This window comes from Gelidibacter sp. (assembly GCF_035515035.1).
Taxonomy (GTDB): domain Bacteria; phylum Bacteroidota; class Bacteroidia; order Flavobacteriales; family Flavobacteriaceae; genus Gelidibacter.
This window is the reverse complement of record NZ_DATJCA010000151.1, coordinates 1-6,007: the sequence shown is the minus strand read 5'-3', so window position 1 is coordinate 6,007 and position 6,007 is coordinate 1. Positions and strand designations below refer to the sequence as shown.

7 protein-coding genes and 1 pseudogene are annotated in these 6,007 nt (G+C 39.1%); 1 reads left to right on the top strand and 7 read right to left on the bottom strand.

The features are described from left to right. The 4 genes and pseudogenes from VLZ86_RS12070 to VLZ86_RS12055 all read right to left on the bottom strand — a co-directional run. Window positions 1-221: pseudogene (locus VLZ86_RS12070) on the bottom strand (conjugal transfer protein); the annotation flags it as partial. A gap of 1 nt (window position 222) precedes the next feature. Then, on the bottom strand, window positions 223-2,628 hold the full coding sequence (locus VLZ86_RS12065; protein ID WP_325451662.1) for a TraG family conjugative transposon ATPase: 2,406 nt from the start codon (window positions 2,626-2,628) through the stop codon (window positions 223-225). Next, the gene (locus VLZ86_RS12060) at window positions 2,615-2,899 is read right to left on the bottom strand and encodes a hypothetical protein (protein WP_325451660.1); all 285 of its coding nucleotides are present in this window, start codon (window positions 2,897-2,899) and stop codon (window positions 2,615-2,617) included. The genes VLZ86_RS12065 and VLZ86_RS12060 overlap by 14 nt, the downstream gene beginning before the upstream one ends. 29 nt (window positions 2,900-2,928) lie before the next feature. Beyond that, complete coding sequence (locus VLZ86_RS12055) at window positions 2,929-3,216, bottom strand: hypothetical protein (protein ID WP_325451658.1); 288 nt, start codon at window positions 3,214-3,216, stop codon at window positions 2,929-2,931. A gap of 189 nt (window positions 3,217-3,405) precedes the next feature. On the opposite strand from VLZ86_RS12055, the gene VLZ86_RS12050 reads away from it, so the two are divergent. After that, a complete protein-coding gene (locus VLZ86_RS12050; protein ID WP_325451656.1) occupies window positions 3,406-4,044 on the top strand; it encodes an N-acetylmuramoyl-L-alanine amidase in 639 nt (212 codons plus the stop codon). 96 nt (window positions 4,045-4,140) lie between these two features. On the opposite strand, the gene VLZ86_RS12045 is transcribed toward VLZ86_RS12050, so the two are convergent. From VLZ86_RS12045 to VLZ86_RS12035, 3 genes are read right to left on the bottom strand one after another with little or no spacing between them, the layout of a single operon-like run. Continuing rightward, entirely contained in the window at window positions 4,141-4,803 is a 663-nt protein-coding gene (locus tag VLZ86_RS12045; protein ID WP_325451654.1) for an ATPase, read from the bottom strand. After that, window positions 4,787-5,572 (bottom strand): hypothetical protein, encoded by a 786-nt coding sequence (locus VLZ86_RS12040; RefSeq protein ID WP_325451652.1) that lies wholly within the window; start codon window positions 5,570-5,572, stop codon window positions 4,787-4,789. Before VLZ86_RS12040 ends, VLZ86_RS12045 begins: the two co-directional genes overlap by 17 nt. Continuing rightward, window positions 5,569-5,859: a helix-turn-helix domain-containing protein gene (locus VLZ86_RS12035; RefSeq protein ID WP_325451650.1), complete on the bottom strand. Its 291-nt coding sequence runs from the start codon at window positions 5,857-5,859 to the stop codon at window positions 5,569-5,571. The genes VLZ86_RS12040 and VLZ86_RS12035 overlap by 4 nt, the downstream gene beginning before the upstream one ends. Window positions 5,860-6,007: the final 148 nt, after the last annotated feature.

The following is a 6,007-nucleotide window of genomic DNA, read 5'->3' as shown; positions in this document are numbered from 1 at the left end:
GCATTCATCTGTCGGACAACATTGTTGACCTTCTCGAGATTCTCCTTTTGCTGTTTTAGAAACTCAGCCGTTTTTAAAAGCTGTGAGGTTTGTTTGGCCGATTCTACAAGTGTTTTTACCAAGCTTACAAAGTTGGTATTGTCGTAAACTGGCATGCCCTGGGAACGCATATTATGAGTCAATAGCAGGGAGATTGCGGAAAGAAGGAGTTTAATTTTCATTTTATAAAGATTTAGATGTGAATTCAATGATTGCTTTTTCCATGTCCCGATGTTGCTCGTAAAGTGTCATTATTGCCTCGTTTTCCTGGCCATCCGTTAGATAGGCGGCATATACCTCCTTGGGAACTTCGAGCCTGAAAATGTTGCTTTCCTTTCCGATCTTGATAAACATCTCCGTGTATTTCCGGGACCCTGAAAGATTGTTCTTGATGGACTTTAATTGGTTCAGATCGTGGGTTGAAAGGTTGAGTCTTTTAACCAGTTCGTCATAACCTTTTTCATTGTTCAGGCTATAAATTACCTGCGTATTTTCCAAAATACTTGCGGAAGTGGCGTTGTTCGGAAGTTGATTGATAGATTGCAGAATAATGCCAATGGCGCCATTTTGTTTCCGTATCGCCTGGTAATAGAATTCTACACTTTCAAGGACGTTTTCAAACTTCAGCTGTTTGGCAAATTCATCAAAAAGGATAATGCCTTTTTCAGCACGATTTTTCCAAATGGTCCGTTGTATGGCGGACTTGATCAGCTTCAACATGACGGACAGGATTTCTTTATTGTCCTTCACTTCATCCAGTTCAAAAACGATTAAACGCTTATCCTCGATTTTATAGGTTTGGTCTTCGCTGACTTCAAACAGAAAACTATAGAGACCATCGCCGACATACTCGGACATGACGTGCAAAAAGCTTGTAACATTAAAATAGTCGGGATGGATTTTAAGGGTTTTTAGTAGGTCTTGCTGATGTTTTTCTATAAAATTGTAGAAATTTTCCAAAGAATGGTTTTCTAGAATGCTATCGTAATAATGACGCAGTATTTTTTTGATGGAAACCGATTGTGCTTTGGTAACCTTTAAATCCGAAGCAAATAATTCAAACAGGAATACGGATAAATCTTCTAGACGTTCTGGTGTCAGATCATTGACATCGTTAATGTAAAATGGATTGATGCCGAGATTCTTTCCACTCTCATAACGAAGTACGGTATATTGTTCGGGATAAAGTTTGGCGAATTTGGTATAGGAACCACCCAAATCAATAATGACCAAACGAACGCCGCTTTCAAAATATTGGCGTAGAATATTATTCGCTAAAAAGGATTTGCCTTCGCCTGTTGGTGCAAATATGGCGAAGTTTCTCGCCTTTATTCGTTTTTTCTTTTCATCCCAAACATCCTTTAAAACAGGAATATTATGTTCACGGTCATTGAAGATGATTCCGGCAGCATCCGATTTATAATTGGTATTGTTGATGAACAGGCATAAGGCGTGTTTTAAATCAGTTACGTATAAATCGTTATTTGAGAAATTGGAAGAGAAGCAGCAGTAGCTGTTCAATATATAATTTTTCCTTTCCTCACCTCGTGGATAGTACGGGATGATATCCAGTTCCTTAAACTCGGTCTTTATCTTTGAGGTAATTTTGTCAAGCTCTTTGGCTTCCTTCGCCCAATAGACAATATTGAGATGACCACGGATGATACGGGCATTATCATCTGCATTGATTTGGTCAAGGATGTGCTGTATTTTACCAAGTACCACTTTGTTCTGCGATCCGAAATTGGAGCTTTTGTTAAGTTCTTCGATTTTCTTATCGAGAAGTTTGCGCCACTTTTGTTTGTCGTCCAGATACAAAATCTGATTGACAATGTGGTTTTCATTGAGCGTAAGCCCTAAGCCATCAATAAACCCTTGATGAAACACAAAATCGTCAGAAGTGAATTTCTCATTGGTCTTACTACTCTGTACACTTTCGCCAAAGCACAGTTCGCTGTTGATGGCCAGGGCATCAAAATGGTTTTCGCCTATTTTGACGCTTTTCTTATCTAATAAAATATCGGTATCATATCCTTCATTAAAGCCATTGAAGTAGGTGTCCGTTAGTTGTTGGATGTCGCTCGCTGTAAGCAGAACAAATTCCATCTTTCGGCTATTGTTGATGAAGGAGATGGAATCACTTACCGAGTTGGCGAAACTCTTTATGTTGTCATCCAATTCCTGAACGATTCCTTTTGAAATTTTTCTGAAAGGGTTGATGTACTTAGGATTGTTGAGTGCTTTGTTCTTGGTCAAAATGAAAAACAAATAACAGCTATGGTCAATATGTCCGCGACCTTTAAAATGCCCGTGGGTTGCTTTTTCTAAAAACGTAGAATTGGGGAGTTGTTCTGAAGTATAAGATTTTTTAAGGTAGATATCCTGCTTGTGGACCACGGTGCCAACAGGCAAAGATTTTAAGGCCTGAAACCAAGCGCCGTGCATATCCTCAAAGTCCTTTTCTGACAGGGAATAGATTTCAGGCAAGTTGCCTTTATAGCATAAGACGACGTTGCCATTATTGGCAAAAACGATATGGTCCTGAATATCTGCAATGGGTTGATATGCCGAAAGGTTAATCTTGTTCATAATCGAAGCCAGAGTTTCTTTTGTTACTAATAATTTTAGGGAAAGCTTTTGCCAATTGAAATAGATGAGGATTATGTGTTATTCTTGTCAGCCCCACATATAATGAAGCATTGAATACCAACACGCCTATTATTATCCCAAAGCTGAAAGAGAAGATGATAATTAATAACGACGCCAAAATGGAAACCATCATTAAAGCAAACAGGGAAATCGGCAGCCCGAAAATGACCGCCCGCTTCCTGATGTTTTTATAGATCTCGAACTTTTTCATATCGCATGTTTGAAATGATTTTTAAAATCTTAGACAACGATACCGATCAGATAGGTAAAGATACCGACTACGGCTCCCGCGATCAATACGAAGACCAGCACCCGAGTGATTCCTTTTTTTAAATCTGCGTTCTCTCCAAAGAAATGTCCAGCATTAAAAAGGAAGCCCACCAAAAAGATGACTCCCAAAATAATGGGAAATACGGTTCTGATGGTATTCGATACATCATCAACTGAATCTTCGATGCCCCCAATTTGTGCAAAAAGTGCTGTTGAGAGAAGCGAGAGAAATCCTGCGAAATAGAGTGACTTTTTCATAACGGAAAGTTTTAAAATTTTGTATTGTTTTCGTTATGTGTAATTTACATATATTTGTTCATAAATACATGATAATCAATTAATTGTGAATAAAATATTATTTAATTCCGTTTGGTTTAAGATGGTGCTATTTGGTGTCAAATTTTATGGCTTTAAGACGTCAGGTTGTTGATAACCCAAAAATCGAAAATGAAGAAAGGACTCAAAAACGTCAGTTTTGTGATTTTGCTCTTAAAAATGTGTTTCATTTTTGGACAGGGAACCGCTGCACAAAAACGAATTGTAATAGATGTCGGTCACGGTGGAAAAGATGCTGGTGCCATCGGAATAAATGGTATTCAAGAAAAAGATGTGGTACTGGATGTCGCTTTGGGAATTTTGAACCTAAATGCTCAATTGGAAAATCATTTGGAAATCTATTTGACGCGATATAAGGATACGTTTATCTCTTTATCGGATCGGACAAAATTGGCGAAAGCTTTAAAGGCGGATCTGTTTGTTTCCTTGCATTGTAACCATGCGGAAAATCCGAATGCAAGGGGAGTTGAAGCGTATGTCTCAAATGTGACTTCACAAAATTCGAAGGATGCCATTTGGTTGGCTTTTCGGCTGCAAGCGGCATTCAATAAGAAATTGGGTTTTGAGAGTAGGGGGGTGAAGTTTGCGAATTTTCAGGTATTGCGAGAAGCTGCTGGTTATTGCCCGAGTTTGCTTTTGGAATTGGGATTTTTGAGTAATTCGGATGAAAATGCCTATCTGTCCAACGTTCGGAACTCAAGGGTCATTGCACAAGTTATTTTAAAGACCATAAACCAATATGTATTATGAAATCGATCTATTTGTTACTTACCAAAAGTTTAAGAGACATAGTGGTGCAGTTTGTTATAGAATTAGGATCTATATGCAAGTCATTGTTTAAATAAATCATTTTCTCTTATCTGTGGCTTTCTCATCAAACGCCATCAAATTGAACAATTCACGCATTCTGCTTCGTACCCGGTGGCCATAATGCTCTTCAAGTTCATCTGCACCAAGATTGGTGGTGGCGTGGGTTTTGACTTTCTGTTTGGTTTCCAGAAAAAGTTCGTATCGGGATAATAATACTTCGCCCATCACATTGAGGTCCTTGCCATAGAATCGGCCCAAAGGCTCCACTCCCAGATCATCAAAACAGTAGGCCTTAGTGTTTCCATAATCTTCAATGGTTTTAAAACCAAGATGATTAAAGCTAAAGGTGATATTGCGCGAAGGAATGACCTCGTAGGGACGTTGCATTGGCACGATATGCCGCAATAGTTTCATTAGGGTGGTCTTTCCGCAACCTACAGGTCCAGATAGGAGAATGCCTTTGTTCGGATCAATGTCATGCTTTTGACAATAGTCCCTGTCCTTGATAAAATAATGGCAGAGTTTACGGAGAACGCCAAGATCTTCGTCGTAAATCTTAAAGGGGTTGTCGAACATTATTTTTCCTTTGGCATCCAAGTAGTTCAGGATGAGGTCAAAATCATAGACCACCGTTTTGCCATCAAAGGTGCCGATGGAGTATTCCACATCATCTTCAATAATTTTAGAGGGGTTGGCCATAATCTTTGTGTTTAGTGGTTTTTAAGTTGTCTTTAAATCGGGACGGTGGCTTTGTGTTTGCTTTACTTTCTTTTTTGAATAACTCGGCTCTGTCCATCCAATGCTTGGCCAGGGCACGCCAATCGCGTATGGTATTTCCATCACTTGTTTTCCAGTTCCGGGATTCGTAATGCTCGAAGAATTTTTTTCCTTCATCAGCATGAAAACCTTTATCAACAAAAAAATTAAAAACGGCCTGCCAGCCCTTTGGCTGTTTATTATTGTTTACTTGTTTGTTGCTGTTTATAGTAGATCCCATTGTAAGTCCCCGTGTGGGACCATACCGTCCCAAATTAGGTTCGGTATTGGGACGGTACCGTTCCGCTATCTGTTCCAATAAGGGACTGTACTGTCCCGAAGCAGGTTCATTTTCGGGACGGTACCAATCATCAACCTGTCCTATGTTGGGACTGTTTTGATCTTTGACAAGTTCATCCTCGGTCCATAAAATTGACATCTTTATTTTGCTGCCCTTGTAGGGGCTATTCGACGGAAAATAAGAGAGGTATGCCCATGCATCTAGGTCTCTAATGCACCTATGATAAGAGGATTTTGAGCCTATTTTTGAGGTCGTCATCAAATCTCTCCTGTTTACACAGAATTCTTCAGCAAATCGGTTGCAGTTCCATTCATGAAATAGTGCCATGTATAGACTGATGTGAGGAGGTTTCAGGCGATCATCCAAAAAGAACTTTTCAAATGCGGCATTGAGAAGCTTTATATAATTCATCGGTTGAATGTTGAGCCATGCTGCACACGGTTGGCAGATAGAACTTGTTGAATTTCTTCGGCATCATAAAAAATGATACCACCTATTTTCGTGTAGGGGAGTGTTCCATTGATCCGTAGAGTTTGAAGTGTTCCCGGGCTTATTTGAAGTAAATCCATTACCTCGGAGGATTTGAGGTATCTTTTCAGTTTTCCTTTAGATTGATTTGCTAAAAGATTTTTAATAGCATCGAGCAATTCCATTTTGAATTCCCGAAGATCATCGGTGGTAATAATATTTACTGGCATAATCGAATGGTTTTAGTGAAAGGGACTATCGTTTCAATTTCAATTAATTTGACAGCCCCTAACTTGATTTGACTTTCGTTTTGCAAATTTGATAGCTATTATTGTCAAAGCATCCATAGTCCATCCAGAGGTGGGGGATATTTATTGT

Coding starts and splice junctions, on each gene's coding strand:
- VLZ86_RS12065 (WP_325451662.1), bottom strand. CDS start 2,628: ATGAACAAGATTAACCTTTCGGCATATCAACCCATTGCAGATATTCAG.
- VLZ86_RS12060 (WP_325451660.1), bottom strand. CDS start 2,899: ATGAAAAAGTTCGAGATCTATAAAAACATCAGGAAGCGGGCGGTCATT.
- VLZ86_RS12055 (WP_325451658.1), bottom strand. CDS start 3,216: ATGAAAAAGTCACTCTATTTCGCAGGATTTCTCTCGCTTCTCTCAACA.
- VLZ86_RS12050 (WP_325451656.1), top strand. CDS start 3,406: ATGAAGAAAGGACTCAAAAACGTCAGTTTTGTGATTTTGCTCTTAAAA.
- VLZ86_RS12045 (WP_325451654.1), bottom strand. CDS start 4,803: ATGGCCAACCCCTCTAAAATTATTGAAGATGATGTGGAATACTCCATC.
- VLZ86_RS12040 (WP_325451652.1), bottom strand. CDS start 5,572: ATGAATTATATAAAGCTTCTCAATGCCGCATTTGAAAAGTTCTTTTTG.
- VLZ86_RS12035 (WP_325451650.1), bottom strand. CDS start 5,859: ATGCCAGTAAATATTATTACCACCGATGATCTTCGGGAATTCAAAATG.